At 57.2% G+C, this 26,985-nt stretch carries 21 protein-coding genes and 7 pseudogenes; 22 read left to right on the plus strand and 6 right to left on the minus strand.

The window, feature by feature from the left end; translation table 11 throughout:
* Window positions 1–3: 3 nt before the first annotated feature.
* The 3 genes from F6X40_RS26040 to F6X40_RS43595 are packed head-to-tail and all read left to right on the plus strand — an operon-like array spanning window position 4 to window position 2,039.
* Window positions 4–1,314, plus strand: coding sequence for an FAD-dependent oxidoreductase (locus F6X40_RS26040; protein ID WP_187629751.1), 1,311 nt, complete (start codon window positions 4–6; stop codon window positions 1,312–1,314).
* Window positions 1,311–1,610, plus strand: coding sequence for a ferredoxin family protein (locus F6X40_RS26045; RefSeq protein ID WP_187629752.1), 300 nt, complete (start codon window positions 1,311–1,313; stop codon window positions 1,608–1,610). The genes F6X40_RS26040 and F6X40_RS26045 overlap by 4 nt, the downstream gene beginning before the upstream one ends.
* A gap of 12 nt (window positions 1,611–1,622) precedes the next feature.
* On the plus strand, window positions 1,623–2,039 hold the full coding sequence (locus F6X40_RS43595) for a hypothetical protein (RefSeq protein WP_410452546.1): 417 nt from the start codon (window positions 1,623–1,625) through the stop codon (window positions 2,037–2,039).
* Window positions 2,040–2,205: 166 nt separating this feature from the next.
* Here F6X40_RS43595 and nifA read toward each other — a convergent pair whose 3' ends face one another.
* Together nifA and F6X40_RS41900 are read right to left on the minus strand one after the other, a co-directional pair.
* Window positions 2,206–4,041: a nif-specific transcriptional activator NifA gene (gene nifA, locus F6X40_RS26055; RefSeq protein WP_187629753.1), complete on the minus strand. Its 1,836-nt coding sequence runs from the start codon at window positions 4,039–4,041 to the stop codon at window positions 2,206–2,208.
* 478 nt (window positions 4,042–4,519) lie between these two features.
* A pseudogene (locus F6X40_RS41900) lies at window positions 4,520–4,822 on the minus strand (reverse transcriptase domain-containing protein); the annotation flags it as partial.
* Between the two features lie 231 nt (window positions 4,823–5,053).
* Here F6X40_RS41900 and F6X40_RS26065 point away from each other — a divergent pair.
* From F6X40_RS26065 to F6X40_RS42590, 15 genes and pseudogenes are all read left to right on the plus strand, one after another.
* Complete coding sequence (locus tag F6X40_RS26065) at window positions 5,054–5,296, plus strand: hypothetical protein (protein ID WP_184010439.1); 243 nt, start codon at window positions 5,054–5,056, stop codon at window positions 5,294–5,296.
* Window positions 5,293–6,060 carry a hypothetical protein gene (locus tag F6X40_RS26070; RefSeq protein ID WP_187629754.1) on the plus strand — a complete coding sequence of 256 codons (768 nt, stop codon included), beginning with the start codon at window positions 5,293–5,295 and terminating at the stop codon, window positions 6,058–6,060. Before F6X40_RS26065 ends, F6X40_RS26070 begins: the two co-directional genes overlap by 4 nt.
* 35 nt (window positions 6,061–6,095) lie before the next feature.
* Window positions 6,096–6,689: a NodA family N-acyltransferase gene (locus F6X40_RS26075; RefSeq protein ID WP_187629755.1), complete on the plus strand. Its 594-nt coding sequence runs from the start codon at window positions 6,096–6,098 to the stop codon at window positions 6,687–6,689.
* The gene (gene nodB, locus F6X40_RS26080) at window positions 6,686–7,378 is read left to right on the plus strand and encodes a chitooligosaccharide deacetylase NodB (RefSeq protein WP_184072291.1); all 693 of its coding nucleotides are present in this window, start codon (window positions 6,686–6,688) and stop codon (window positions 7,376–7,378) included. The genes F6X40_RS26075 and nodB overlap by 4 nt, the downstream gene beginning before the upstream one ends.
* Window positions 7,356–7,865, plus strand: coding sequence for a glycosyltransferase (locus F6X40_RS26085; protein ID WP_187629756.1), 510 nt, complete (start codon window positions 7,356–7,358; stop codon window positions 7,863–7,865). The genes nodB and F6X40_RS26085 overlap by 23 nt, the downstream gene beginning before the upstream one ends.
* Window positions 7,866–7,991: 126 nt before the next feature.
* Window positions 7,992–8,339, plus strand: a pseudogene (locus tag F6X40_RS41910) (glutamine synthetase); the annotation flags it as partial.
* Between the two features lie 234 nt (window positions 8,340–8,573).
* Window positions 8,574–9,710 carry a homocitrate synthase gene (gene nifV, locus F6X40_RS26090; protein ID WP_222946166.1) on the plus strand — a complete coding sequence of 379 codons (1,137 nt, stop codon included), beginning with the start codon at window positions 8,574–8,576 and terminating at the stop codon, window positions 9,708–9,710.
* Between the two features lie 42 nt (window positions 9,711–9,752).
* A complete protein-coding gene (nifW, locus tag F6X40_RS26095; protein WP_260336620.1) occupies window positions 9,753–10,109 on the plus strand; it encodes a nitrogenase-stabilizing/protective protein NifW in 357 nt (118 codons plus the stop codon).
* Window positions 10,106–10,588 (plus strand): annotated as a pseudogene (locus tag F6X40_RS26100) (electron transfer flavoprotein subunit alpha/FixB family protein); the annotation flags it as partial. The gene nifW and the pseudogene F6X40_RS26100, both read left to right, overlap by 4 nt.
* 172 nt (window positions 10,589–10,760) lie before the next feature.
* Entirely contained in the window at window positions 10,761–11,246 is a 486-nt protein-coding gene (locus F6X40_RS26105) for a hypothetical protein (protein WP_187629758.1), read from the plus strand.
* 81 nt (window positions 11,247–11,327) lie between these two features.
* Complete coding sequence (locus F6X40_RS26110) at window positions 11,328–13,016, plus strand: NAD(P)/FAD-dependent oxidoreductase (RefSeq protein WP_187629759.1); 1,689 nt, start codon at window positions 11,328–11,330, stop codon at window positions 13,014–13,016.
* Window positions 13,017–13,052: 36 nt separating this feature from the next.
* Window positions 13,053–14,393, plus strand: a complete 1,341-nt coding sequence (locus tag F6X40_RS26115) for an amidase family protein (RefSeq protein WP_187629760.1) — start codon at window positions 13,053–13,055, stop codon at window positions 14,391–14,393.
* Between the two features lie 86 nt (window positions 14,394–14,479).
* Window positions 14,480–15,853, plus strand: coding sequence for a carboxyl transferase domain-containing protein (locus F6X40_RS26120; RefSeq protein WP_187629761.1), 1,374 nt, complete (start codon window positions 14,480–14,482; stop codon window positions 15,851–15,853).
* A gap of 1 nt (window position 15,854) precedes the next feature.
* On the plus strand, window positions 15,855–16,157 hold the full coding sequence (locus tag F6X40_RS26125) for a hypothetical protein (RefSeq protein WP_184072280.1): 303 nt from the start codon (window positions 15,855–15,857) through the stop codon (window positions 16,155–16,157).
* Between the two features lie 213 nt (window positions 16,158–16,370).
* Window positions 16,371–16,487: pseudogene (locus F6X40_RS42590) on the plus strand (IS3 family transposase); the annotation flags it as partial.
* 58 nt (window positions 16,488–16,545) lie between these two features.
* Here the strand turns inward: F6X40_RS42590 and F6X40_RS26135 are convergent.
* Window positions 16,546–17,493, minus strand: coding sequence for a LysR family transcriptional regulator (locus tag F6X40_RS26135; protein WP_187629763.1), 948 nt, complete (start codon window positions 17,491–17,493; stop codon window positions 16,546–16,548).
* A 514-nt stretch (window positions 17,494–18,007) separates the two neighbouring features.
* Here F6X40_RS26135 and F6X40_RS26145 point away from each other — a divergent pair.
* From F6X40_RS26145 to nodU, 3 genes are all read left to right on the plus strand, one after another.
* The gene (locus F6X40_RS26145) at window positions 18,008–20,020 is read left to right on the plus strand and encodes a carbamoyltransferase (RefSeq protein ID WP_187629764.1); all 2,013 of its coding nucleotides are present in this window, start codon (window positions 18,008–18,010) and stop codon (window positions 20,018–20,020) included.
* Window positions 20,021–20,212: 192 nt separating this feature from the next.
* Entirely contained in the window at window positions 20,213–20,842 is a 630-nt protein-coding gene (nodS, locus tag F6X40_RS26150; RefSeq protein WP_184072273.1) for a nodulation methyltransferase NodS, read from the plus strand.
* A 13-nt stretch (window positions 20,843–20,855) separates the two neighbouring features.
* A complete protein-coding gene (gene nodU / locus F6X40_RS26155) occupies window positions 20,856–22,577 on the plus strand; it encodes a nodulation protein NodU (RefSeq protein WP_187629765.1) in 1,722 nt (573 codons plus the stop codon).
* A 204-nt stretch (window positions 22,578–22,781) separates the two neighbouring features.
* Here the strand turns inward: nodU and F6X40_RS26160 are convergent.
* Together F6X40_RS26160 and F6X40_RS26165 are read right to left on the minus strand one after the other, a co-directional pair.
* Window positions 22,782–23,392 (minus strand): annotated as a pseudogene (locus F6X40_RS26160) (transposase); the annotation flags it as partial.
* 958 nt (window positions 23,393–24,350) lie between these two features.
* Window positions 24,351–24,610 (minus strand): annotated as a pseudogene (locus tag F6X40_RS26165) (IS701 family transposase); the annotation flags it as partial.
* Between the two features lie 469 nt (window positions 24,611–25,079).
* On the opposite strand from F6X40_RS26165, the gene F6X40_RS26170 reads away from it, so the two are divergent.
* On the plus strand, window positions 25,080–26,378 hold the full coding sequence (locus F6X40_RS26170; RefSeq protein ID WP_187629766.1) for a cytochrome P450: 1,299 nt from the start codon (window positions 25,080–25,082) through the stop codon (window positions 26,376–26,378).
* 101 nt (window positions 26,379–26,479) lie between these two features.
* On the opposite strand, the pseudogene F6X40_RS42595 reads toward F6X40_RS26170, so the two are convergent.
* A pseudogene (locus F6X40_RS42595) lies at window positions 26,480–26,930 on the minus strand (transposase); the annotation flags it as partial.
* Window positions 26,931–26,985: the final 55 nt, after the last annotated feature.

Consider the following 26,985-nt stretch of genomic DNA (forward strand, 5'->3'; position numbering starts at 1 on the left):
ACGATGAGAAAACCTTCACAGTTCGATGTGATTGTGGTCGGCGCCGGTCCGTCCGGCAACGCTGCCGCTTACACGATGGCCAAGGCAGGTCTGGAAGTGCTGCAGATCGAGCGCGGCGAATATCCGGGCAGCAAAAACGTTCAGGGTGCGATCCTGTACGCGAAGGCGCTCGAAGAGATCATCCCGGACTTCCGCGACGATGCGCCGCTGGAGCGCCACATCATCGAGCAGCGGATGTGGATGCTCGACGATACGTCGTTTGTCGGTACACATGTGCGCAGCGAGGATTACAACAAGCCGCCCTATAACCGCTACACGATCATCCGCGCGCAGTTCGACAAGTGGTTTTCATCGAAAGTGCGCGAAGCCGGCGCACTGCTGCTCTGCGAGACCACGGTGAAGGAACTGATCATGGACGGCGACGTGGTGGTCGGCGTGCAGTGCGACCGCGAGCACGGCGATGTCTATGCCGACGTGGTGGTGCTCGCCGACGGCGTGAATTCGACGCTCGCGCGCAAGGCGGGCTTTCATGGAGAGATCGGGGCCGGCAACGTTGCGCTCGCCGTCAAGGAGATTCTCTTCATGCCAGAGGAGACGATCCGCCAGCGCTTCAACGTCGGCGAGGACGACGGCGTCGTGATCGAGATGGTCGGCAGGATCACCGACGGCATGATGGGCACTGGCTTCCTCTATACCAACAAGGAATCGCTCACCATAGGCGTGGGCTGCATGCTGAGCGACTTCAAGAAAAACCCCAACCGCACGAGCCCCTACGTGCTCCTCGAAAAGATGAAGCAGCACCCGTCGATCGCACCGCTGATTGCGGGCGGCGAGATGAAGGAGTATTGCGCGCATCTGATTCCCGAAGGCGGTTTTCACGCAATCCCGCAGGTCTACGGCAACGGCTGGATGATCGTTGGCGATTCAGGCGGTTTCGTGAACGCCGCGCACCGAGAAGGATCGAATCTTGCGATGACCACGGGACGCCTCGCCGCCGAAACGGTGATCCACGCGAAAGCCGCGGGCCACGGCTACCGCGCCGGCACGCTCAAGGCCTACAAGGCCGCGCTCGATCAGAGCTTCGTGATGAAAGACCTGCACAAGTACCGCGACATGCCGGCCGTGCTGCACCAGAATCCGCAGTTCTTCACGACCTACCCCGACCTCATGGCGCGCGCCGCGCGCACGATGATCACGGTCGACGGTAAGGACAAGAAAAGCAAGGAGCGCGAGATTTTTTCGAACTTCCGCACAGCCCGTTCGCTTTCCGGCATCGTGGGTGACGCCTACAAACTCCTGAGGGCCTTCCGATGAACACCCTACCCGTCAACGTAGAGGAAAAGCTGTTCCAGAACCGTTATCGCGTCGATGCAGGACGGCCGCACGTCCACATCAAGGATGCCGACGTCTGCCAGAGCGAATGCAGCGCGAAGAGTTGCACCTTCGTCTGCCCGGCCTCGTGCTACAAGGCCGAAGGCAACGGCGCGGTGACGCTGATCACCGACGGCTGCCTCGAATGCGGCAGTTGCCGCATCCTCTGTACCGACCACCAGAATATCGAGTGGGACTACCCGCGCGGTGGTCACGGCATCCTGTTCAAGTTCGGTTGAGGAACATCGTCATTGCCAGACCAGAACGACATGTGTTTGCTTGCACCGAGAACCGGCCGCCGCCGCGCGGCCCATCTGGGACCAATAGCAGCTGCGCATGCCGCCGGGTTGAATGAGAACTGGCAGATGGTACAAGCCGGCGACGCGAACTTCCACGCGCCCGGTCCCGCCCGCTTCTGGCTGTTCACGCTAAAGGCGCTCGCCTTCATCGGCCTGCGGCGCGGCGAACGCGAAACCGCCACACAGTTGATTGCACAACTACGGCAGCTCGATCCGGCGGATCAGCTCGGCTTCGGCGTAGTGGAAGTGTTGCTGCAACGGTCCGTCGAGGAGACACACGATGTCCAAACAGGCCGCCATCGCATCGTTGGCCGGCGACATTCTGGCAGCCGGCGGCGTGGCAGCAGTCGACCGTGCGCCGCCCCCTAAGGTCGAACGTGCTGTTCTCGACGCTTACCGAATTAGCACCGACACGGGGGCCGCTTCCGATCGTGATCGTGCCAAGGTCCGCGCCAAATCCAGATTTGACTTCTCCGAGCCATTCGCCTCAGTCGCGATGTCGCGGCCCCGACACGCCGCAAGTCCGACAGTACTTTCAGAGACGCTTGATCTCGACACCGTATTTCCTCAGCGCGTAGCCAATCTGGCGCGGCGTCAGTCCAAGCAGCCGCGCCGCTTTTGCCTGCACCCAGCCGGATCTTTCCATGGCGGCGATGAGACGCTCGCGGTTGGTCATCTTCGCATCACTTCCGAGGACTGCGCCGCCAGCCGCTAACGGAGCCCGCTCGCTGCCGACAGGCTGGACCGCAACTGCGCCCGACGTGACAGCGTCAGCCCGCGGCGTAGCCGGCTTCACGGGCACTGGTACGATTCGCCCGGGCTGCAGCGCAATTTCGTCCGATCGGCTCTTCCACAGCATCGCGGACAGGCACTGGCCGTGGCAGCAGGCAAAGTCGTTTCTCACGATCGCTGGTCCCGGCGCCAGGGTCGCGCTCCGCTGCACGCAATTCTCGAGCTCGCGGACATTGCCGGGAAAACCGCAGTTCATCAATACTTCAATCGCGCTCGCATCGAAGGTCAGCGTACGGCCGTTCTCGCTGTTGAAATTCTTGAGAAACTCAACGGCGAGGAGCGGAATATCACTGCGCCTTTCACGCAACGGCGGCAACAGCAAGGGAACCACGCAGAGGCGATAATAAAGGTCGGCACGGAACTCGTTGCTTGCCACCGCCTCTTCCAGGTTTTTATTCGTGGCGGCAATCACGCGAACATCGACCTTAATGGTCTGGTTGCTGCCGACGCGCTCGAATTCTTGCTCCTGCAGGACGCGCAGCAGCTTTGCCTGGAACGAGGCCGAGATCTCGCCGATCTCGTCCAGAAACAGCGTCCCCTTGTCGGCGAGCTCGAAGCGCCCCTTGCGCGAATTGAAGGCGCTGGTAAAGGCACCCTTCTCATGACCGAACAATTCGGATTCCAGCACCGTCTCATGGAGCGCCGCGCAATTGAGCTTGATGAAGGGCCGCTTGGCGCGCGGCGACAGCTCGTGAACGGCCTTGGCGACCAGCTCCTTCCCGGTACCGGATTCGCCGCGCAACAGAACTGTGCTGTTCGATTCGGCTACCACCGCGATCTTCGCGAGCAGCCCGCGCAGCGCCGGGCTGTCGCCAATGATCCCCTCGATCTGAAACTTCTCACGCTCACCTGCAGGGTGCTTGAGCTCGGACAATGGCTTTTGCAGCCCGTCCTTCCCCGCCATCAATCGCTCGCGGTCGCTCTTGAAAAAGCGATGCAGCTTCACCGTCTGCCCCACCAGGTTGGCGACCATGGTAAGCAGCCGCACGTCGTAATCGAGCCGGAAGTTCGACCCATAGTCCAGGATGCGGTCGATGGTCAGCGTGCCTATGACTTTCGCGTCGATGCGAATAGGGACGCCAATGAACGATACTCGCATGTCGTCGGAGGCACCGAGCACGCCCATGTCGGCAGCACTGAAGCCCGAATGCACCGCTATGTTCTCGGCGACGAGCGGCCTGTCCGTCGCCATGATCTGGTCAATTGCCTTCTGCGGCAGGCGCATCCGGTAGTGCTCATCGCTGCCTTCGCTCCAGTCCGCGCCAACGGTAATGTCCGGTACGCCATCATCGTCGAAGAGAGAGACGATACCGAGCCGCATCTGAACAAACGATTGCAGGAGATCGATGACGTTGGCCAACGTGACTTCGAGCCGGTAGGGGGCGGTGAGTACCTTCGATATTTCGAAAATGCCGGTAAGCACGCTCTCGTGCCACTGCACAATAGGGACCGCGTGGTCCGTCTCGGACTTTGAGCCAGGCCTTTCGCGTACGGAAGCGATATGCAGCATGACGACGTCCCCGTTGTGGGGACCGTGCTCCCCGTCACCTTGTTCGGATTTGCGGGCATTGTGTTGCATATCATCCTCGATCTAGCGCCCAATTTCACGGGCTGACTTCAAAAGATAATGCCCTTTCATGGAAGGACGGTGAAACTGTAGTGCCTTGATGTACTTATTTTCTGCTTTTGCGATTTCGCTGCGTGGATTCCGTTAGGAACGCGAGTTCCATTGATGTCGCTCAAATCAACTGCGATTTGTCTACTCCAGGTGCAGCCGATTACAGGTGTCGTCCATCATTGATTGCTGCCTCGGTGCCCGTGAGATAACTCGCCGCATCCGAGCATAGGACGAAGATGATCTATCTTTGCGACCGCTTCGGGCGTGCCCGCCCGGCGCAGCGGGATATTTGGCACAAGAAGCGCTTCCGTGCCGGGCGACAAAATGTCCGTCTTGAACTGGCCGAGGACGTAGGGAAACTGTTTTCAGATCGTCAGATCCGAGCCTATCGGTCCGATTAATCTGGTTTGGTAAGTCATGGCTGCGTTAGCGTAACGTTTCAAGTGCAAAAAAAAGCCCCTCCGGGCTCCAGGTGCCAGCCATCCTCACTACCTCTATTGTTTTGGCAACCCCAAGTATCTTCACAGGCGCTGGGCCAGTAGCCGTCGTACTTGCGCACGTTCTGGCCAAGGAAATCGAAACCGTCTGCAATGTTCGTGATCCGGGTCTTCTCTTCCGAGCGCTCCAGACCTTGAGCGGCAATAAACTGCCTGAGCGCCGGAAGCACCTCGAATTCGAGCACTTCTTTCGACATACCGGTCACAATAAAGTCATCGGTGTAGCGAACGACGTTGAGTTGGGCCTTGCTACGTGCCGCCGCGGTGAGATTACGCTCGGTCATCAGAGCATCGAGCACGACGAGCAGATTTAGATCGAGGCCCTTGAAACGCATGATCCCAACTTATCCATAGTGTGGATGCGTTCCATCAAAACAATCGATTTTACGAAATGTACGGCATGGAGGATAGTGTTCCTGGTAAATCCGTTTCAATTTCGCAAACCTGCTGGCGCCTTCGTCGTGCCGGGGTAGCGGATGAAGTGTGTCGTAGAACTGAGCGAAGCCGAGGAAATGACGTTGCAGCAGTTGTCGATCAATCACATGCATCGGGACTCGCGCACGCGAGCGGCGGCCCTGTCGCCGCTCGGACACAGGATCAAGCGCAAGCTCACCGCCGAGCAACTCGGCGTAAGCGGGCAGTCGATCTGTGACTGGCTCACGCATGGCGCAACAGCGGCGTGTCCGGCCCGATGGGCGGCCATAACGGTGGGCACATGAAGCACCACTGGCGACGCTTCATCACCTGGACGAAGGAAATCGCAGATCCCGAACTCGCTGAACTTTCTCGACGGATACGGCACCGAATCTCAAGTCAATTTCTCGTGGACGCTCTCATGAATACTGTAGCAAAACGTCGGGCCGGAGAAATAGACTTTGGGCATATCAAGATGGTTGTCGATCTTTGCCCTGACGCCGAGAAAAATCCTCAGGGGTACGCCGAGCATCAACCGAGGCACATGTCCAATGCGGGCACGGTCTTTGGCGGCGTGGGCAAGCTGGATCGCGCCGACACGACGCGACAAGCGTCTGGCAGGTCGCGTAGGCGCTTACTACCGGCAAAACTTCGCATAGTTCTCCAAACCCTTTCTATATCGGCCGCTTACCTTCGTACAGTTGAGGCAACCCTCGACTTCGGCTGGGCTTCGCGACAAATCGGGAGCAGCCGATTGCAGGTGCCAAATGCTTCAGCGACCCGGTTAAATGGACCTCGTGTCAATCGCGGTCAGATCGTGCGGAAGATGCGGGGGAAGTCTTTGGTAGATCCGGTGCGAAAGGCACGCGCACTCGATGTAATCTCCATCGTGGAAGAGGTTCAATCGGTCCGTGAAGTGTTGACGGAAATACTCTTTTCTTCGGGCTTCATCCCAGAACTGTTCCAGAGTGCAGATGATTTCTTGAAATCGCACCGCTTTCTCAGCAAGTCCTTCGCGTGTGTCAGGTCCATCCTCAAAGGCCGGACGGCGCATAGGAGGCAGTCGTGAATTTGGCCGTGTCCACAGATAGAGGACCTCTCTCCATGCGCTCTCAGGTGCGGTGGAGGCTGGTTTGGGAAAATGAGTTGCGACTCGCCGACCACATCGAACTGTCCGAGTTCTTCCGAAAGACCTACGGACCGACCGGGGCGTTTAATGCAAAACCATTCGAAGGCAATCACAGTTGGGCTGGTGCGAGGCCAGAGGTCCGTGCAATCGGCTACGACGCGCGCGGCGTAGCGGCTCATGTCGGCGCACTGCGTCGTTTCATCAAGGTTGGCGCAGTCGATCTACTAGTGGCCGAACTAGGACTGTACGCGGTACGTCCGGATCTTGAGGGACTCGGAATCCCTCAATTAATGCGCGTGATGTATCCCGTGTTGCAGGAACTTGACGTTCCATTCGGCTTCGGCACGGTTCGCCTCGCGTTGCGGCAACATATTGCAAGGCTGCTCGGCCGACCCGGTCTGGCGACTATTGTGTCTGGAGTTCGCGTGAGGTCGACCCTTCGAGAAGTGCATCTCGACAGGCCGCCCACGCGCATCGAGGACGTGCTCATTGTCGTCTTACCGATTGGACGGTCAATGAGCGATTGGCCGACCGGAACGATAATTGATCGGAACGGGCCAGAGCTGTGAGGCACTGCTTATCCGAAGCGCGCAGCGAGTGCGCTGACACCACCGGACGTCGCAGCGTTTATTTGACGTTTGACGACGGCCCTAATCCACTTTGCACACCGGACGTCCTCGATGTGCTGGCGGAACACCGGGTGCCAGCGACTTTCTGCGTCATCGGTGCGTACGCAGCGGACCAGCCGAAGCTGATCCGACGGATGATCGCAGAAGGGCACGAGGTCGCAAACCACACGATGACTCATCCGGACCTGTCCAGATGCGAACCCACCGAAGTGCAACAGGAAATACTAACGGCAAGCCGGGTCATCAGGATGGCGAGCCCCCATGCTTCGCTGCGGTATATGCGTGCCCCGTATGGCATGTGGAGTGAAGCAGTGCTCACTACGTCAGCGAGCGCTGGTCTGGCGCCCCTCCACTGGTCGGTAGACCCGCGAGACTGGTCTCGTCCCGGCGTGGACGCGATTGTCAGTGCGGTGCTGGCCTCTGTCCGGCCGGGTGCAATTGTGCTCTTGCACGACGGATGCCCTCCCGATGAGCTGGGACGATGCACTCACGCTGGTCGGCGCGAGCAGACCCTCACGGCGCTTTCCCTCATGATTCCAGCATTGCATGACCGGGGCTTTGCAATCCGATCGCTTCCTCAACCTAACCGGACAAACCAGACACCCTATGAACATGCTTGCCGCAACTAGCACTGTCGCTGTCCCGTTTTATGCGCTGCTCTCGACTGTCTATAAAAGCACGCAGGCGCTTTATGCTCAGTCGACAAACGTGTCATCGCTGTCGGACGGCCTGGTCGACTCCGACACTCTGCCGCGCGTGGATGTCATCGTTCCCTGCTTCAACGAGGACCCGCGCACGCTCTCGGCATGCCTGGAGTCCATTGCAAACCAGGACTACGCCGGAAAACTGCGCGTCTATGTGGTTGATGATGGTTCTGCGAATCTCGATACGCCGCTCGTAGGAGATTTGGTGCTTAACGTCGACTCGGACACGATAATCGGCTCAGACGAGGTCACGAAGCTTGCATTGAAAATGCAAAATCCAGCGATCGGCGCGGCCATGGGTCAGTTGAGCGCCAGCAACCGGAGCGACACCTGGTTGACCGGGTTGATCGAAATCCCTTACCGACTAACGATTTGTGCATCCGTCGACTCCGTGAAAACTGGGAGCTGCTGAGCCCTACCGCAAGCAGCTCGGCACTCGCCCACCGCCAGATTTTGCACGGACAGGAAGATTCCCCTGTGAAACGTTGCCGCGCGGCAAAGCGTTCGTACCGCATCCGCATATAAACGTCTCAATCTGATGCACCATTACCTTGGAGGCCTGCAGAAATATTCGAAGGACATCACCCTCTTTCTGGCGCCCCACATCAACTCCTACAAGCGATTCCAGATCGGTACGTTTCCGCCGACCAAGGTCGCACGGAGCCAAGACAATCGGACGGTCGGTTTCCGCCTTTACGGCGAAGGCTCGGACGCCGTCCGCGTGGAGTGCCGCATTGGCGGTGCGGATCTCAATCCGTATCTCGCTTTTGCGGCCCTGATCGCGGCAGGTCTTGCGGGCATCGACGAGAAGCTGGCATTGCCAGACCCGCTTGTCGGCGACGCGTATCGGGATGCCGAGCTACCGGAAATTCCGAAAACGCTGCGGGACGCCACCGACATCAGTCCGACATTCTGTCCACTAGCGGATGGAACCGATCGAGCCACCTCCAGCGCGGAACCGCAGTGTCCGGAACGTAACATTCGCAACACGAACAATCGGACGATGCACCGCCATAACCCGACATTGTGCCGGTCAACATTCCGCAAATTGTGCTCCGACTGTAGATGCTCGCTTGGCACAACGCTTGCGATCCATCGCCGACAACTCAAGAGACCTGACATGCTCAATCCGATCATCAATGACACGACACTTCGTGACGGCGAACAGACCGCCGGCGTCGCGTTTCGCACCGAGGAAAAATGCGCGATCGCCGCCGCACTGTCGCAAGCCGGCGTGGCCGAACTCGAAATCGGAATTCCTGCCATGGGCGAAGACGAAATGGCGTGCATCGCTGCAATCGTCGACCTGAACCTCGACGCCCGCCTGACGGTTTGGGGGCGCCTCACCGACGAGGATCTCACCGCGGCATTGCGCTGCGATGCCGATATCGTTCATCTCTCGGTTCCCGTTTCGGATATTCATTTGCAACACAAGCTGCGGCAGTCGCGCAGTTGGGTACTAGCGCAGATCGCACGCGTCGTCGACGAGGCAGCGAAAAACCATCCCAAGATTTCCCTCGGCATGGAAGACGCCTCGCGCGCGGATCCCTCATTTCTCATAGAAGTGGCTCAATGCGCGCAGCAGCACGGGGCCCAGCGCGTGCGCTTTGCCGACACTGTCGGTATCCTGGACCCCTTTAAGACCTTCTACGCCATTGCAGCGCTGCGCGTCGCCGTCGATCTGGAGATCGAAATCCATGCGCACGACGACCTCGGGCTCGCCACAGCCAACACACTGGCCGCCCTTGGGGCCGGCGCGACCCATGCGAGCACCACCGTCAACGGGTTGGGTGAGCGCGCCGGCAATGCAGCGCTGGAAGAAGTCGTGATGGGCGCGCGGCACCTGCTGCGACGAGACACTGGCGTCGACACCAGAGCGCTGCCCGACATTTCGTCGTTGGTCGAACAAGCCTCAGGCCGCGCAGTTTCCTTCAACAAGAGCATCATCGGTAGGAGCATCTTTACTCACGAGTCGGGCATTCACACCGACGGCCTCGCGAAGCACCCCACGACCTACGAGGGATTCGATCCAGCAGAGCTCGGCCGGCACCGGTCGACGATACTCGGGAAACATTCTGGATCTCAAAGTGTGCGTGAGGCCTACGACGCTCTAGGCGTGAGCGTGTCGGAGCGGCTCATCCCGCTTCTGCTTGCGCGCATCCGCTCTTTCGTCACGCAGCACAAGCAGGCGCCGAATGCAAGCGATCTGCGCCGCTTCCTGACCCAAGCCCACAGCACGCGGGTGAAGGTGTCGTGAGTGTGGTTATGGCGGCCAAACTTGTCCAATAGAAATAACGACATGCAAGAAGTTATCGAACAACTGCGTCACCTTTCGTCGGCCGAGGATTTCCTGCAATTCTTCGACATCACATTCGACGAGAAGGTGGTGAACGTGAGCCGCCTGCACATCCTCAAGCGCTTCTTTCAGTATATCGAGCAACAGAAAGAACTGCCGCGTAACAACGCGACGGCCGTGCTCGCCGTCTATCGATGCTTACTGCAGAAGGCCGACAACGACTTCGTTGTATCCACGCCCGCGGAGCAAAAGGTCTTCAAAGCGTCCAGCCTGCGCGACGTGTCGCTGAAACTCGTGCACAAGATATTCGCTCGCCATCCGACATTGGAGGCGGACCTGTTGATGAAGAGGGCCCCATGAACTCGCCCGCTGCCTCGGAAAAGAAGCCGGCCGCGCCGGTCAATCGGGCCGCCGGCCGTAACCTCGATCTGCCCGAACGTCTGAAAGCCTACCAGGGCGTCTGGGTCTTTCTCGAGCACGACCGCGGCCACGTGCATAGCGTGTCGTGGGAGCTGCCCGGTGAGGCGCGCAAGCCCGCCGACAAACTCGGCACTCGTGTCGCTGTGGCCGTGCTCGGCGGTACCGACGAGCCGCTTGAGCAGTTTGCCAGTGAGGCGTTCAGTTTCGGCGCGGACAAAGCGTATGTGATTCACGACCCTGTGTCGCTCGGCTATCGCAACGAACCGTTCACGAAGGGGCTGACCGACCCGGTCAACAAGTACCGCTCCGAGATTCTGCTGCTCGGTGCAACCTCGATGGCCCGGGATCTCGCCGGATCTGTCGCAACGACGCTCTTGACCGGCCTCACCGCCGACTGCACCGAGCTGAACATTGACCCGTAGTTGCCGCATTCTGTGCACGGACCATCACAACCTCGAATGGGCGTGTCCGCGCGGCGGGCATCGCATCCAGTTCAGGTTCGCGTAGACAAACACATCCATCGTCACATCGGCTTCCGCGCGCCGCAAAAGCGGCCGGACGCCTCACCACTCACCATATCGGAGCAAATTGATGAATCTCATTACTGGGATCGAATCGACCGATCTCTTCGGCGGCAACGTTCCCTCCCCCGTGCTACAGCTGATCGAGAGAACCCGCGGCGGCAGCAATGACGATGTGGCCGCCGCGTTGTGGACTGCGGTCCTGTCGTACCCGCGCTGCCTGCCACCCTACTATCTGCTGTATAAGTTCCATGCGAACCGGGGTGAACTTGGCGAGGCGCAGGAGGTCGCGGCCAAGGCTTTGGCGGTCGCCGCCCGGCAAGCGTCGCTCGACAGCGACTGGTGTGCGGTACAGCCGGGCGACACCGACTTCACCATTCCTGGTCCGGGCCGCTTCTGGCTCTTCACACTGAAGGCACTCGCGTTCATTAGCGTGCGGCGCGGTGAGCGCGCCGTTGCACTGAAGCTGATCGCCAAGCTGCGCAGGCTGGACCCGATCGATTGCATAGGCTTGGACGTCGTGGAAGCCTTGCTCGCACAGTCCGCGTCCCGATAATCGCCGCCGGAAGAGGTCCCTGCGCTATTTCCAGCCATGATCGTTCCTCAGGTGGATGCATCACCATAAAGGAGAAAATCCATGAAGAATCATGTCGCATCTTCACAAAGTCCATCACCGACTGTTGACCTATTGTATGACTACGCGCCGTTCCTCCAGCTCTGCGAGTCTGAAGGGGGGATCGGCTCCTTTTCATCACGCACCCCAACTCCGCGCGTTGCCATCGTAGGGGCCGGTATCAGCGGTCTTGTGGCGGCCACTGAACTGATGCGGGCAGGCGTAAACGACGTTACGGTCTTTGAGGCCCGCGATCGCATTGGAGGAAGAATATGGTCACAAGTATTTGATCCGCGCTACCCGCACCTAATTGCTGAAATGGGCGCAATGCGGGTCCCTCCGAGTGCAACCGGTCTTTTCCATTATTTGAACAAACACGGCATTTCCACGACCGCGTCTTTCCCCGATCCAGGAGTGGTTGATACCGAATTGCATTATCGCGGCACTCGCCATACCTGGCCGGCGGGGGATTCGCCGCCGCCTTTGTTCAGGCACGTTCATGAAGGCTGGAGGGCCTTTTTGCAGGATGGGTGCGTGATCAATGGCACATCTCTTGTAGCGCCGGCAGAAATCACGGTCATGTTGAAGTCACATCGCTTTCAGGAAGCGCGTGCAGCATGGCAAACGTGGCTCGATGTCTTCCGTGACAGTTCTTTCTATGCCGCCATTGTCGCGATTTTCACTGGTCCTCGCCCCCCCGGAGGCGTCCCTTGGGAAAGGCCTTATGACTTTGAGCTGTTTGGCTCTCTGGGAATAGGATCCGGCGGTTTCCTACCTGTTTATCAGGCCGGATTCACCGAAATACTGCGCTTGGTCGTTAACGGCTATCTGGATGATCAACGCCTGATTTCCTGCGGAATCTCTACACTGGCTGAGCGCCTGGCGGAAGCGGAGATCGCAGGGCGCTCCGTTGCTGAACGGGTTCGCTTCAATAGCGTGGGTCGCATCTACAAAGAAAATGGAAAGATAAAGCTGGTAACTGATGAAGACGAGGCATTGGTTTTCGACCGAGTAATCGTCACTAGCAACAACAGGGCAATGCAGATGGTTCATTGCCTGACCGACGACGAAACGTTTCTCAGCCGCGACGTTTCACGAGCCGTCAGGGAAACGCATCTTACGGGTTCCTCAAAGCTGTTCATGCTCACCCGCGACAAGTTCTGGATCACGAAAGACCTGCCAGTCACCATCCAGTCTGACAGTTTTGCGAGAGGAGTATATTGCCTTGATTACGAACCCGATAAGCCAGATGGTCAGGGTGTGGTTCTGCTTAGTTACACTTGGGAGGATGACGCTCACAAGCTACTGAGTGTTCCCGACAAAAAACAGCGGTGTGAGTGCTTTGTTGACGACCTTGCAACATTCCATCCAGAACTTGCGCGCCACCTTGTTCCCGCCGATGATGACTATGAACGTAGCGTCCTGCACCATGACTGGCTGACCGATCCGCATTCTTCGGGTGCCTTTAAGCTCAACTATCCGGGCGAAGATGTTTACTCGCAGCGTCTCTTCTTTCAGTTCAAGACCGCGAATGATCCCGCATGGGATTCCGGCCTTTATCTGGCAGGATGTGGCTGCTCTTTTACCGGAGGGTGGATTGAGGGAGCTGTGCAGACGGCTGTGAATAGCGCCTGCGCCGTCATACGCAGCGCAGGAGGAAATCTTTTACCGGGCAATCCTCTTGACGAGATCCGCAGTGCTTATCGTTACTGATATCGCACACGATGACCTCCTATTCGTGGAAATTTTATGTTTTCGAAAAACACTGTGGAATCGCTTTGCGGTGGCATACGTACCGGTGCACTTTCTGCGGCTGAAATTCGGGAGCGTGCACTCAGCGCTGATGCGCATCTGAAAAAGCTCAACTGCTTCATCCGTGCTTGCGACCCGGACGCGCATTTCGCTAAAGCGAATGATGCCCTGAAAGGCGCACCGCTCTACGGCATTCCCTTTTCCTTAAAGGACAATATTTGTGTTAAGGGGCTCCCTGTCACCGCCGGGACACCGGGGATGGAAGGTTGTATAGCCACGCGCGATGCGCTTGTTGTCAGAAAGCTGAGATCGCTCGGTGCTGTCGTTGCCGGCAAGAACAACATGCATGAACTCAGCTTTGGTATCACATCGGTCAATCCTCAATGGGGAACGGTCGGAAATCCAGCGGCTCCAGGGCATTTGGCTGGTGGCAGCAGTGGCGGCTGTGCCGCTGCCGTGGCAGCCGGTATCGTTCCGATGGCGATCGGAACGGACACCGGCGGCTCCGTAAGGATACCGGCCGCCTTCTGTGGTATCACCGGCTTCAGGCCCACAAGTGGTCGCTGGTCTTCGGCCGGAATCATTCCAGTTTCTCGCACGAAGGATTCGCCGGGCCTTCTGACGCGGACGGCGAAAGATGCATTGCTTCTGTATGATCTGCTGTCCCCCGATAGCCACCTTCCGACAAAACAGAAAAATACTCGCGGCCGAATAGGCCTTCCGGCCTCCATGTGGACTGACCTGGAGGATGATGTCCGAAAGTATTGCTGGCATGCCGTCAAGCGATTGACCCGCGCTGGTTTCCAGTGCGTTGAACTGGATGACGCGGTTGTTGCTGACCTGAATAGAACCGGAACCTTCACCATTCCGGTTTACGAATTCTTCACGGACTTTCCCCGCACATTGCTTTCCCTAGGATGGGGAAACAGGATAAATGCCGTATTTGATAACATTCGCGACAAAATTGTCCGCGACATCATTCACGCCAATCTTGGTGGACAGCTTATCTCTGCCGCAGATTATTCATCAGCGATCCAGAATATAGGCGTCTTACGTCTACAAATAGACTCGCTGTTCAGCACTCAAGGCATCGATTTTCTCGTGTACCCGACAGTTCCGCGTAGCGTCCCTCATCTGAGCGATGCCAGCAGGCCGGGACTGTTTGCCGAAGTGATACGTAACACCGACCTGGCCAGCAACGCCGCGATACCTTCTATCACCCTTCCAGTTGCTCCCGATGATGCATTACCGGTGGGGTTGAGTATTGACGCCGCGCGGGGTCAGGACCGCCGTCTTCTGGCCGCAGCAACGTCTATAGAAGACATTTTGGCTTCCTGAAAATGAGGCTGCTATTCAACACCGCACAGACGCACGGCACCGATAACAGCAAACATTCATACGCATTGCCAGGAGGCAGATAGCTAATGCAAATTTCGTTGAAAAGAATAAACGTGCTCTTTGACGCAGATAGTTTTGTTGACCGTCAACCTGCCGCAAAAAGTCATTTCATCTGCGGCGAAGGGACCATAAATTCGGTAAAAACGTTTCTGGTCATGAATCGCGGAGGGGACTGTGAATTTCAGGGAGGCGGACAGTGGCGCACTGCCGAGCAGATCATCAGCACAGTAACTCAGGCCCGGGATAAATGCGCCCCCTTAATCTACATTCAGGACAAGGCAGGAGGGACAGGCAGTTTCGACACCACGAAAGTGCTCTCGCCGGACATGGCCAGACTACTTTTATCCCCATTTGGAATGGGCAGGGTCAGTGCATCCCTCGCCGAATTTGCAGAAGGGAATTTCCTAATTTCCGCCATACTCGGTCCGACCTCAGGTCCACTTGCTTTACCGTTGATGCTTGCAGACCTGGTGTTGATGACTGAGAAAGGCGCTCTATGTATGGGACGTCCGGATATGGTGAAGGCAATGCTGGCCCAGGAGTCCGATCTCTATTCGCTAGGTGGAACAGACGTTCACAGCAAGGGCTCGGGCTCGGTTCAGCTGGTATTCAAAGATGAAGAAGGTTTATTCGAGTGCATAAGAAAATTACTGCACGGAAGTTTCAAAGGCAAGGCACCCCGTGGTCTTGAATATGAAGAACCCGACGCGGCTGATTTTGAAAAATTAATTCCATCAGATCATCGCGCACCCTATGATATGCATCATTTGCTGCATTCCTTTATCGACAAAGGCAGCTTTACGGAAATAAGCGCCGAATACGCGGAGGAAGTGTTGACCGCCTACGCGAGCATCAAAGGAAATTTCGCTGCAATTATTGCCAACAACCCCCGACATAATGGAGGTGCAATTTATCGGAAATCCGCCTCAAAAATGATAAAAATGATAAATATTGCCGCAAAAACCAACATGCCAATCATATTCATTGCCGATATCCCGGGATTTATGATCGGCAAAGAAGCTGAAAATAGTGGCATATTTTCGGCTGCAGCGGAATTATTCAGAGCACATGTTCGATGCAAGGTACCAAAGTTACTGCTCGTTGCCAGAAAAGCGTATACGGGAGGCGTGTACGCCATGTGTGGTCCTGGATTTGACCCTGTGGCAGTACTCGCGTATCCGCAGGCCCACATCGGGGTTTTCAGCCCGGACACGATGAAGAAAGTAATGTCTGAATCTGATGAGACCACCAGATCAATAATGCGAAAACTGACCGACGAGATTGAAAACCCCGAACTGTTGAAAATTAATGGGCTGATTACCGATGTCATCGAGATAGAACATACTCGGGAACAAATTACCAAGTATTTGTTCCCTGTAGGGAGTGAAGCTGGCGCCTGAGTTGAATCGCAAGCGTCTCACTTCCACAGTCCAGCGCAGTCTGCTTGTCGGTAACGCGGAGACATGGCGGGCGGATATCGCCGCGTTAAAGGGCGAAGTTTCGCGGTTTGGCGTCGGCCTGCCGTTGTTGAGGGCTAGCGAGGAGGTGCATGCGGCATCGACTGAAGCCGACGCCGACCGAATCTCGACGAACCAGGTTGCGGCCCCCAGCGAAGCCAGGCTCAACGGCGAGCAGATCCAGAAGGACCGAGAAAATGTTGAAACCAGCGCCCGCTGGCCGTGGAAGTCCGGCGTTAAGTCGTGAGTTCGGTGCACGGAGTGGTGGCAGGCTGCCGAACCATCGCGATCACTCACAACCGTCCGAGAAACCTCTATCACATAACGGCCGCTAGCGTCGACCGGCGACAGTCCCCGTGGCACACCGCACGCGTACTGTGAGCGATAGACTTCATTAATGATGATCTTCAGCACCCAGCGATCGCGCAGTTGCAGCGTTGTCCATCACCGCGGCGCCATTCAAGCAACAACCAGATTGACACACAGCTTGCCGATCGCGCCGAACCTGCTCGATCAGGCGTTTGCCGTCACCGTGCTGAATCAGGCGTGGTGTGACGATATACGTTATATCGCCACAAAACCCTCGAAACCCCACAAATCCATGCCGCAAAAACCTTGCTGAAAAATGCCATTTTCTAACTTGGGTGGATTGGTCTTCGCGTGGTCTCACGCGGAGGAGTCATGCGTGACGCCTCCTGCAATATTATCTCCCGCATCCAATTGCTTGCCGGATCACTGTTGTGAAGGGCAGACCATTGGACGGCCTCGGTGAATGCGGGAAGTGGCAGCGGAAGTTCGACGATCCGCAGAGGCATCGTTTTTTCGAAATACTTGACCAGCCTCAAGGGCATCGTCCCTATACGGTCAGTGTTTAATAGCATAGGCGGGATCATGCTAAAGCTCGGCACGATGACCTCGTCCCGTCTCTTGAGACCGTGCTCAAGCAAAAACCATTCCTCGATGGAGGGCTGCCGCGTACGTCCGAACTTGACCACAACGTGCCCCATCGACATATATCTCTCGAATGTGAGCTGCCCTGATAGCTGCTTGTTCCTGCGGCAGCCTACGCACACGAGCGTCTCCTCGAACAGCTTCGCTTTAGGGTGCGCGCTCGACATGAACAATTCCGGCAAGATAAGAAAATCGGCTTCGCCGCGCCGGAGAACCTCATCGGGGTCATCGGCAAGTGGCAGCAACTCGAAGCTGACGGCGGGAGCTTCCCGTGCAATACGCTCCACGATCTTTCGAAAAAATACGACTGTCATGAAATCGGAAAGGATGATCCTGAAGCGGCGATCCGATTTGGCTGGGTTGAAGACGTCCCGGGAAATAACGGAGAGCTGGATGTGCACCAGAGCCTCCCGGATTGGCGCAGCGAGCCCTTCTGCACGCGGTGTTGGGACAAGTTCCCGGCCCCTCATCGTAAATAGTTCATCGCAGAAATAGGCGCGTAGCCGGGCGACGGCCGCGCTCATGGCCGGCTGGCTCAGGTTGATGCTGCGTGCCGCCGCGGTGAGGTTACGCTCGGTCATCAGAGCATCGAGCGCGACGAGGAGATTTAGATCGAGGCCCTTGAAACGCATGATCTCAAGTTATCCATAATGTAGATGTGTTCCATCAAAACAATCGATTTTACGAATTGTACGGCATGGAGGATAGTGTTCCTGGTAGATCCGTTTCAATTTCGCAACCTGCTGGCGCCTTCGTGGTGCCGGGATAGTGGATGAAGTGTGTCGTGGAACTGAGCGAAGCCGAGGAAATGACGTTGCAGCAGTTGTCGATCAATCACATGCATCGGGAGCCCTCCTCGCGAACCCGCCGCATGTTTGGCAACGATTGGGGATTTCCTCGAGGTTCCAGAGCTTCAGCTTTCTGGTCGCGCCATCCTTCAGCGCCAAGAAACGCGACCCTGGACCAAACGGTACAGAATTTTCATGAATTGCGGCGCCATTTTGCAGACGGACCCTACGCGAGATTCTTTGGGGCTGGTGACGTCTGACCGGTGTTCGCAGCGGCGAGCGATACCCTACCTTACTTAGGTGGTAGGGGTTCGAGTCTTGCCAGTAGGGGCTTCCTACCACGATGAAGGAGAGAGACATGCTGTGCTTAGGAGTGAGCGGCGGGCTAGACAAAGTTCATGAAAATTCACTCGAACTGCCGAACACATTTCTGCACGACGGCGCTGCGGTGCTTGTCCGGGACGGACGCGTAATAGCGGCCGTCGAAGAGGAGCGCCTCAACCGGATCAAGCACTCTAACAAGTTCCCGAGCAGTTCAATTCGATACTGCCTCGCATCCGCAGGGATTCAGCTCAGCGATATCGACCACATCGCGTTTTACGCTACCGAGGCCTATTGCAACGTCATGCTCGAACGCCTGTTCCTGTCCCAGCCGAACATCTCCATTCCGGTGGATGCCAAGCTGTTTCTGCGTAACTTACTAATGCGGGAATTCGGTACCGAGGTCGATCCTTCGCGAGTCTCATTCGTGAGTCACCATCTGGCGCATGCCGTGAGCGCGTTTGCGATGTCTGGATTCGAGCAAAGTCTGATCCTCGCGGTCGATGGCGGCGGTGATTTCCTCTCGGGGCTCTTGGCGCTCGGATCTGGAACCGAAATTACGCAACTCGCGACTTTCTCAGAGCATAATTCTCTAGGGCTGTTTTATCTCGAAACAATCCGGTATCTCGGTTACGGCTTGTTCGACGAATACAAGGTCATGGGGCTTGCACCTTATGGGGATCCCGCTCCCTATCGCGGGCTCTTCGAGCAATTCTATCAACTGTCCGCCAACGGTGAGTACCGCGTCCACCTGGACCACATCGGTCCGACGTTGCTCCGCAGCATCCAGGTCCGGCGAAAGGGAATGCCATTCACACAGCAGCATCGAGATGTGGGTGCTTCATTGCAGGAAGCGCTGGAGCGGATCGTGTTTCACATTCTCCGCCATCATCGCGAGGTCACCGGTATGAAGCGGCTGTGTATAGCCGGAGGAGTAGCTCATAACTGCACCATGAACGGTAAGCTGCTGTATTCGGGACTTTTCGAAGACATCTTCGTGCAGCCCGCAGCGCATGACGCCGGTTGCGCATTAGGCGCTGCCCTTATGATGTCAAACGACTTCGGTCGGCCCGCGCCGCGTGAGCGATTGCAGGAGGTTTATTGGGGGCCCGATCTGGGGAGCGATCTGGTCGTGGAGCAAGAATTGAATGCGTGGGCCGGACACCTCGACGTTGAACGCAGTGATGACGTGGCAGGCAGAGCAGCGGACTGGATGGCCAATGGCGCCGTGATCGGCTGGGTGCAGGGTCGTTCGGAGTTCGGGCCACGCGCGCTTGGCAACCGCAGCATTCTTGCCGATCCCAGGCCGGTGGCAAACAAGGACCGGATCAACGCCATGGTCAAAAAGCGTGAGGGTTACCGACCGTTCGCGCCATCAGTGCTCGAGGACGATGCGCGCGAATTTTTTGACCTCCCAGAGGGCACCCGCGAATTCCCTTTTATGAATTTTGTAGTTCGCGTGCGCGACTCCAAGCGTGCCTTGCTCGGCGCCATCACGCACATTGACGGTACAGCGCGGCTGCAAACAGTATCGCGCAAGACCAATCCCGCCTACTGGGAGGTTATTAATGCGTTCAAAAAGCGGACAGGAATCCCAATTCTGCTCAATACTTCCTTTAATAACAACGCTGAGCCGATCGTAGATTCGGTTGCAGACGCAATTGCCACATTTCTGACGACAGAGCTGGATGGACTTGTGGTCGGGCCGTTCCTCGTCAAAAAGCGGCTCGCAACGCAGGAACATTGGACTGCGCTCGCGGTTTCACTGCCGCCCTATGCATCGCTCTATCGGGTCCGCGCTCACACAGCGCTGGATCGTCAGGAGACGGTGTGCGAAATTCGCACCGGCGGCTCCAACTATGACAGTGTGCGTATTTCACATGAGTTGTTCGATCTGCTGATGCGGATCGAAGGCGAAGCCGTGCTCGGACATCTTCTCGATTCAATTACGCCTGAGCAGACTCGACGTGAAGCCCTCGTCAAGGAGCTGCGCGGATTGTGGGAACAGCGTCGGGTTCGGCTACATCCCTCACGGGCGTTGTCACGGTAACGACGCGCCTCCAATGAGTTGCTGAAGGTCTGAAACTAGGTAACAGCACTCGCGAGCTATTTTTCCAGAACGTTAAACAATAGCGTTTGGCCGCCGTGCAGTTCTTGTACCAACACGCCGGCTTTCAACGGAGCACCAGTCCCGGCCCAAGGTCCGGACACTTGCAGCGGCGCACCATAAAGGTAGACGGAATTGACACATCAAACGAACTTCGAATTGCTGCGTCGGGAATTGGACGCAGACGATCCATGGCGGCTCGACAGCAATCCCTTTGAGCACGAGCGCCACAGGCAAATGCTTCGGATGGCACTTTCGCAGGGATCCGTCACAAATGCGCTCGAAGTCGGATGCGCAGGCGGAGCCTTCACGGAAAAATTGGCACCGCACTGCCAACGGCTCACCGTGATCGATATCGTGCCAAGCGCAATTGCCAGGACACGCGAACGCATGATGGACTCACCACACATCAATTGGATCGTCTCCGATGTCCAGCATTTTTCGACTGAGCAACAGTTCGATCTGATCGTGGTGGCGGAGGTTCTCTATTACCTCGACGGCAGCGCCGAGGTGCGCGCGGCTGTCCGCAATTTAGCACGGATGCTTGCGCCCGCTGGACAGCTGGTTTTCGGATCGGCACGTGACGCCAATTGCCGGCGATGGGGCCACATTGCCGGAGCCGAGACGGTCATAGCCATCCTGGAAGAAGAGCTGGTTGAAATCGATCGCTTGAGGTGCGTCGGTCAGTCGTCGAATGAAGACTGTCTGCTCGCCTGTTTTCGAAACGCGGCTTCGCCTTCGTGTGGACCAACTTACCAGCCTTAGGCCGGGAGATATTATGCGCATCTGTGGGATCAAACTGACGCACGACGGAGCGATCGCCCTTGTCGAGGATGGAAAACTGGTTTTTTGCGTGGAGCAGGAAAAGCTAGACAACAATCCGCGGTATCAGGCGATCGACGACCTCGACGCGATCGCGATCGCATTGGCCGAGCATGGTTTCGATGCGCACGATATCGATCAGTTTGTCATCGACGGCTGGGACGGAGTAGTCGAGTCGGAGTTTCGGGTCCTCAGTGGGTCGATTCCCGTCAGCCTGAAAGGGGCCCCTTATGCCGAACGCCGAGCCGATGATCTTCTCGCTTCGCTCGACGGCTCCGGACTGCTTGTCGGCGGCCAGTCCTTTCCTTATAAAAGCTATCCTCACGTGTCAGGCCATGTGGCCTCCGCGTACTGCACCAGTCCCTTTGCCCAAAGCGGGCAACCTGCATTCTGTTTGGTGTGGGATGGTGGCATCGTCCCACGCCTCTATCATGTAGAACGCCACCACGCCCGCCATGTTGACTGCCTGTTCCCCGTGATAGGTCACATCTATGCTGCGGCGGGTCATCACTTTGGTCCTTATAAGAAGCCGGGCGGCGCCCGGTGGGATCTGGGTGTGGCCGGCAAGCTGATGGCTTACATCGCGCTGGGCTCCGTTGACGAAGATATCGTTGAGGTATTTCGCGGGCTTTATCAGGCACGCTTTGCTGGCGACACGGAGTGTGCGCAAGCTTATCGCGAGAACATCCACAGCGCGGACGCGTCACTAGCGGCTGTGGGAGAGTTCTTCGAAGCAAGCGCGCTGCGACTGGAAGCCAAGCCGCCCGAAGACGTACTCGCCTCGTTCCATGTATTCCTCGAGCGTCTTCTCGTTCATGAAATGGGTATCGCGCTGCAGCGCCATTCGATTGCGGGCCCGAAAAATTTGTGCATCGCTGGCGGATGCGGACTCAATATCAAATGGAACAGCGCCCTGCGCGCGAGCGGTTTGTTCGACGCAATCTGGGTGCCGCCGTTTCCCAACGATAGCGGGTCGGCGATTGGCGCCGCTTGTTGCGCGCTGGCAGCCGAGAAGGGCTTCGTGCCGCTGGAGTGGTCGGTATATAGCGGACCGGCCTTAAAAGGTTGCCAAGTACCGCCCGGATGGACGGCGTCTACTTGCTCCATTGCAGAACTCGCCAGCATACTCGCCAGTAGCAAGCCCGTCGTTTTCCTTGCCGGCCGAGCCGAGCTCGGACCACGAGCATTGGGGGGCAGAAGCATTCTGGCCGCCGCGACTTTGCACACAATGAAGGATCATCTCAACGACATCAAGTTTCGAGAGCACTTCCGTCCCGTGGCGCCAATTTGCCTTGAGGATCGTGCGCCGACCATTTTTAGCCCGGGGAGCCCTGATCCCTATATGTTGTTCGATCATCAGACGTGCGCGGAATGGCGAGAAAAAATCCCTGCCATCGTGCATCTCGACGGATCTGCCCGATTGCAGACCATTTCAAGAACTTCCGAGCATCCGGTGGCGCAACTTCTGGTCGAATACGAAAGACTGACGGGTATTCCGTTGCTCTGCAACACGAGCGCCAACTATCACGGACGAGGATTCTTCCCGGACGCTGCTTCTGCCTGTGCGTGGGGACGCGTCGAACGTGTGTGGTGCGATGGTTTGTTACTGACCAGGACTGGTCTGTCGCCGTCAGTCGACGAAACACTTTTCGCTACGTCGCCGTTCGAAGATCGCTGACGTTGCAGCTCAGTGGTCAGTACGACGCCGTCAATTGTCCCGGCAGCTCGCTCTATCGCTACGGTCCGAAGACGATCAGCAGGCCGCCCTTGGCTCGATTTTCGCAAGCACTTATCCCGGGCGGAGGTTGCTCATCGACCCGCGGAACCTCGATGCCATCCTCGGAAATTTTGGCTCTTTTCAAAATGCAGTGGGTAACGGGGCTTACGAGGCATCCGGGTTGAAGCTGGAGAAATCGAGCTTGCCGGCGATGAGAAAGAGGACGGTGAGCATCGTCGTGAAGCGCGTGTAACCGCGAACCTTGCGCTTGGCAGCTTGAAACAAGCCTTGATGGCCTCGATGAAGCCGTTGGTCTGGCGGGTCTGAGTCCAGGCGACGATGCCATCGAAGTGCCGGCAAATCAGACGTGCCACGTCCTTCATCGGCTCGACTTTCGAGCGCATGACGTTGGTGCACCACTGCCGCAACATCGCGGAAACAACATGGATTTGCTTGCGCTCGAGAATCTCGCGCAGTTGCTCGCGATACAGCTAGGCGCGGGCGGTGCGTTTGGTGGCGTACTGCCTGACCAGCGCCTCGAGGTCGGTCAATTGCGCCAGATTCAGTTTGTTCACGTCCTTGAGCAGCGTCCAGCCCATCCCCTTGAGTTCCGAATCGGCTTTCTGCTGCTGGCGGCGGACCGTATCGAGCGCCTTGGACGCGTGGGCGACGACGTGAAACTTGTCGAATATCAGCCGCGCATTGGGCAGATGTTCGCCCACGCCCTTGATGAACGCCGGCGACATGTCAACGCTCACCGAGGTGACCTGTTCGGGCGTGCACCGCATTAGACTCGACTGCCAGTCTATCCGTCGAACCGGGTCAACTCAAACCGCGCTATCCGGTCGCTGTCACCGCGCGTAAAGGTGGAATTTTTGAGCGGCTTCGGCACGGCAGCAGGCGCTGCCGGCGCCTCGCACCTTAAAGGGCTGCCGCGTATCGACGGGCGACCACGCCGGCAGCTACGCGGCCTTACCAGGTTGTTGAGTTCGATGGCCACGGACAGGTTCCGGCCATAGATAACATCTGGCCGAGTTCGGTCCGGAGCGAGCCGTTTAGTTCGTCACCTGGTAGATGCTTCCGGCTTCTCCGATACGCCATCTTCCCCACGATTGCTAACACTGGAAGATTCAGGAGGTCCACTTCGCCCCAACGCCTCGGTCACCAGGCGATGCTGTTCGGCGAGATGTGCGCGAACTGACGAATGTGCACCCGACCTCTGGCATAGGCGGTCTTGACAGAGTTTCGCTCATAGAAGTGTGATCCACCGTCGAGACATACTGCTGCGCCGCCCTCAGGAAATTCATGCGTCGATGCAACAACCTGAAAACCAATGTCGTGACTGACATGCAAAGTCATATCAACACCAACGAACCGCGCAACTGATGATCGCCGCCGGGAAATGAAAGCCGTGGTACGGTGATTTGCTCTTCTTCATCCCGACATTCTATCTGGCAGCGGTCTCAAGCTGACAGTGACAGCCAGATGGGCTACGAATGCAAACGTCCACACCCGACGTCCGGGTATCTGCATCGATGAAGCGGCTGCAGTAGATGTTCAATCAATTCGACGAAAAGACTGTTTGTGCGGGAGCGAACGAAGCGAAAAAACCGATCGCATCAGGCTTAAGTCTTACTGCATCATATAATTAGTTGTGTATTCTATTTCCGCACAGGAAGAGTGCCATCTTTGTATGAGGCGTAGTCCAAGCAGAATACGCAACGTGGTAACAAATCAGGAACGTGGCGTTGTGCGCGCTCGACTGCCCCGTGGGATGTAATCCGGGGGAAGGACAGGCAGCGTGCGTTCAAGGAAGTTTTTTTATCGCCTTCATCTGATCCTATCCTGAGTCGCTGAGCCATCATAAACCCATATGCAGTGGTACTCAGTCTGGCGTGGTGGTGAAAGCCACGCCAGCCACGCCCCTCGTAGTGACCGAGCCCAAACTCCTGTTTCAGGTCCCGATAGTCGCGCTCGATGCGCCAGCGCATTTGGTCACGAACACAAACTGCTCAAGCCTCGCCTCCTCTGGGGCCGGCTCAGATTGTTGCGTACTGGCCCGACAAACAGTAGCCCTCAAGGACCACCTGAGCGATCACTTAACCAAGAAGAGTTGACCTAGATTAAGGGTACTCAGGGAGACCGCGGATAGTATGAAGGAATACGACGGGCGGATATCGACGTCCGTCACGCCAGTTCACCCACATTACCGATGCGAACGCTGCAGTGCCTACGCCAACGGGGGACCGTTCTGCAGATATCGGGTGACAGCAAGCTCTATACATGAATGCTACTTCAAAGCCCGTGGAAAGGATCTCAGTACACGCGAGCGAGCGGCCGTCAAAAATTGAGACCAGTCATTGAGTCCGCGGGGAGCCCAATAGCGAAATGGGGCGGAAAGTGGCGCCCTTCTCTTGCCTGGACGGTGCTGCCCGTCCACCAACAAACCGCACTATCAATATCATGAGCATGCCAAATTACGACTTACCGAAAGACATAGCAAACCATCTGGTTGATCCGCAGTCCTATACCAACCTCAATCGTCTCCATGAAACCTATACTTGGGCGCGTGCAAACAACCCTGTCGGGCGTGCAATGGCGGACGGACATGATCCGTTCTGGGTGGTCACGAAACACGCCGACGTCTCCATGATCTCACGAGACAATGTCTTGTTCCGCAACGGCGACTATTCTGTCGTCTGCAGGCCAAGAGCGTCGATTGAGCATGTCATTTCCACCACCGGTAGTCCAAACATCGTCCGATCGCTCGTGCACGTCGACGGCGACGAGCACAAGAGTCTACGTGCGCTGACACAGTCGTGGTTCATGCCGAACAGCATTCTCGAGCTTGACGACCGCATTCGATCGCTGGCAAATATGACGATCGCGAAGCTGTTGCATCACAGCGGGCAAGTGATCGATTTTGCGAATGACTTTGCATTGCATTTCCCACTGAACGTGATCATGGATATTCTCGGCGTTCCGCAGGAGGATTCCCTGCGCATGTTGACGCTGACTCAGGAGATGTTCGGAAGCGAGGATGCCGAATACAAGCGCGAAGTGCAGCGCCAAGGCGATGCGGGCGGTGCGATGGGCAAGGCTCTGCTGTCCATTGTGGCCGACTTCAAGGATTATTTCGACCGCCTGACCGAAGACCGCCGGAAGAACCCACGTAACGATATCGCAAGCTTGCTGGCCAACGCGGTGATCAATGGACAGCCTATCGATGAAGCGACCCGTCTCGGCTATTACGTGATCATCGCCGCAGCAGGACATGATACGGTTTCGTCGTCCATATCGGTCGCGATGTGGGCGTTGAGCCGCTTCCCTGAGCTACTGCCGCGACTACAGGCGGATCGTTCGCTGATTCCGCAGTTTATCGACGAAACCCTTCGCTACGCATCGCCGGTGCGTCATTTCATGCGTACAGCGACTGCCGACACCAACGTCCGGGGTCGGACAATCCGCAAGGGCGATTGGCTGATGCTCTGCTATGGCTCGGCAAATCGTGACGAGCAAGTCTTCCCTGAGCCGTTCGCATTCAATATCGACCGCAAACCGAACCGGCATCTCGCTTTCGGCGTCGGCGCCCACGTGTGCTTGGGTCAGCATCTCGCGAACATGGAAATGCGCATCTTGTTTGAGGAACTGGTCCCGAGGTTGCGGCTTATTGAGCCGGCGGGCGAAATCGAATTCGTTGCGTCCAGCTTCGTGAGTGGCCCGAAGCATCTTCCAGTTCGTTGCGTGGTGCATCCGTATTGAGCCACCGGAGCCTGTAGTTGGAGTGAACCCTTGAGGCTCGGCCTTGACGATGAACCGAGCGTCCTCTTTCCACACCTCTGCATGCAGCGTGGGTTGTGGCGGCCGCACAGCATGGTGATTTCGGCGAGCAGTACATCAGCCAGTCGGAGGCAGCGCAGTGTAAGCGGCATTGAGCGCATCAATCTTGGCATTGCCATCGAGCAGGTCGGCAATGCGGCGCATAGCCAGGCTGGTAAGGATGCGACCAGGACACCAAGGTCAGGAGCGACTGTCACGGACAATGCTTCGATGGTGAGGGTGATCTACGACGAACAAAAGTTCACCGAACGTCTTCAGTTCGGAGATGAGTGCACAGCTTGGCCTCATCGTCGGGCCAGCGCTTTACTGTACCAACGCTTTCGGGTTCGGCCGAGGGCTACGGGGTGATGGTGACCTTTGCCTACGTCAACGCTCATGAATGGGTCGACTAAGCGATGTTGTTGGCTTTTCATGCATCGCGGGCTTCGCACGTCGCACGGCTCGGTCTGCAACATCGGCGGCAAGTCTCCGCATTCACGTACTGGATGGCCTAACGATGTTCCGGCTGAACTCCTATTAGCGATCACCT

It is taken from the genome of Paraburkholderia sp. UCT31, from assembly GCF_014397655.1.
GTDB classification, from domain to species: Bacteria; Pseudomonadota; Gammaproteobacteria; order Burkholderiales; family Burkholderiaceae; genus Paraburkholderia; species Paraburkholderia tuberum.